Annotated in this window: 10 tRNA genes (1 of these 10 only partly in view); all 10 read left to right on the top strand. The window is 49.7% G+C overall.

Annotated elements, in window-relative coordinates:
* Window positions 1-153 precede the first annotated feature (153 nt).
* A tRNA-Asn gene (locus tag NYE50_RS21885) sits at window positions 154-228 on the top strand.
* 4 nt (window positions 229-232) lie between these two features.
* Window positions 233-323 (top strand) — tRNA-Ser (locus tag NYE50_RS21880).
* Between the two features lie 14 nt (window positions 324-337).
* Window positions 338-409 (top strand) — tRNA-Glu (locus tag NYE50_RS21875).
* A 9-nt stretch (window positions 410-418) separates the two neighbouring features.
* A tRNA-Val gene (locus tag NYE50_RS21870) sits at window positions 419-494 on the top strand.
* A 158-nt stretch (window positions 495-652) separates the two neighbouring features.
* Window positions 653-729: transfer RNA gene (locus NYE50_RS21865), tRNA-Met, on the top strand.
* Window positions 730-733: 4 nt separating this feature from the next.
* Window positions 734-809 (top strand) — tRNA-Asp (locus NYE50_RS21860).
* Between the two features lie 174 nt (window positions 810-983).
* A tRNA-Phe gene (locus NYE50_RS21855) sits at window positions 984-1,059 on the top strand.
* A 208-nt stretch (window positions 1,060-1,267) separates the two neighbouring features.
* Window positions 1,268-1,340 (top strand) — tRNA-Thr (locus tag NYE50_RS21850).
* A gap of 301 nt (window positions 1,341-1,641) precedes the next feature.
* A tRNA-Lys gene (locus NYE50_RS21845) sits at window positions 1,642-1,714 on the top strand.
* Window positions 1,715-1,721: 7 nt separating this feature from the next.
* Window positions 1,722-1,769 (top strand) — tRNA-Gly (locus tag NYE50_RS21840) (it continues 27 nt past the right edge of the window).

Genomic DNA, 1,769 nt, shown 5'->3' with positions numbered 1-1,769 from the left:
CTAATCGATCGAGGGCTTAACCAAGAAAAGCGGAGGCGAGCGGTTCGCCCCGGCTTCTTCCCAAAACGGTTATCTAGTTTTGAAGGAATGAAAAAAAGTCCTTGACAGCTCAACGCGAATCATTATAATAATAAATGTCTAAAGTGATGTCATTCCGCAGTAGCTCAGTGGTAGAGCAATCGGCTGTTAACCGATTGGTCGCAGGTTCGAATCCTGCCTGCGGAGCCATCGTGGAGAGCTGTCCGAGTGGTCGAAGGAGCACGATTGGAAATCGTGTAGGCGTGAATAGCGCCTCAAGGGTTCGAATCCCTTGCTCTCCGCCATGATTCATCAACATGGCCCGTTGGTCAAGTGGTTAAGACACCGCCCTTTCACGGCGGTAACACGGGTTCGAATCCCGTACGGGTCACTTCTTCGTGGAGGATTAGCTCAGCTGGGAGAGCACTTGCCTTACAAGCAAGGGGTCGGCGGTTCGATCCCGTCATCCTCCACCATTTTCAATCGTTGTGGAGTGGAGCGACGAGCCTTTGCTTCATCGAATTCACTTCGAGTTGCCTCGACGCATCTGGCATCTTTGAATCAGCTTGTAGAGGAAGAGGTAACGGATAACAACGCTAAGAACATTGTGCAAATTAATTTACTTTCCTATCGTCGCGGGGTGGAGCAGTCCGGTAGCTCGTCGGGCTCATAACCCGAAGGTCGCAGGTTCAAATCCTGCCCCCGCAACCAAATTGGTCCCGTAGTGTAGTGGTTAACATGCCTGCCTGTCACGCAGGAGATCGCGGGTTCGAGTCCCGTCGGGACCGCCATTCTTTCAAAATTGTGAAAGATGAAAAATACGGCTCAGCAGCTCATTCGGTAGAGACGAGCATCTGCTTCATCGAATTCGCTTCGAGTTGCCTCAACGCATCGAGCGTCTTTGAATCAGCTGGTAGAGGAAGAGGCACAGAGCAATTCAACGAGCGAGTTAAAAAATAATATATGGCTCGGTAGCTCAGTCGGTAGAGCAAAGGACTGAAAATCCTTGTGTCGGCGGTTCGATTCCGTCCCGAGCCACCATCAAACTATAAATTATGCCGTCTTAGCTCAATTGGTAGAGACGAGCATTCGCATCGTTGAATCTGCTTCGAGTTGTCCCGACGCATCCCACTTCTTTGAATAAGCTTGCAGAGGAAGGGACACCGAGCATTTGATTTCCTCGAATCAGCTTGTAGAGGAAGAGGAACAACCGAGCAGATCATATGATCCAGTAACTCATGTTAAATGTGCCGGCTTAGCTCAATTGGTAGAGCAACTGACTTGTAATCAGTAGGTTGCGGGTTCAAGTCCTGCAGCCGGCATCTTCCATTTTGAAAAAATTCAACTAGCGAAACATGAGCTCAGAAACGAGCGATACATCTTCGAGTTCGCTGCGAGTTGCCCCGACACACTTGACTTCTTCGAATAAGCTTGTAGAGGAAGGGGCAGGTAGAGTGAAATGAAGCTTAGAGTGTTATCTTAACCATGAGCCATTAGCTCAGTAGGTAGAGCAACGAGCGATGCATCATCGAGTTGGCTTCGAGTTGTCCCGACGCATCTTGCATCTTCGAATATGCTAGTAGAGGAAGGGACATCGTTCACTGTGAGTGTATACCCAACCATGAGCCATTAGCTCAGTAGGTAGAGCATCTGACTTTTAATCAGAGGGTCGGAGGTTCGAGTCCTCCATGGCTCATCGTCTTGCGGAAGTAGTTCAGCGGTAGAACACCACCTTGCCAAGGTGGGGGTCG

Source organism: Bacillus sp. EU55, assembly GCF_038005925.1.
Taxonomy (GTDB): domain Bacteria; phylum Bacillota; class Bacilli; order Bacillales; family Bacillaceae; genus Bacillus; species Bacillus velezensis.
Note: the sequence above shows the minus strand (reverse complement) of the source record. Positions and strands in the feature narration are given on the sequence as shown.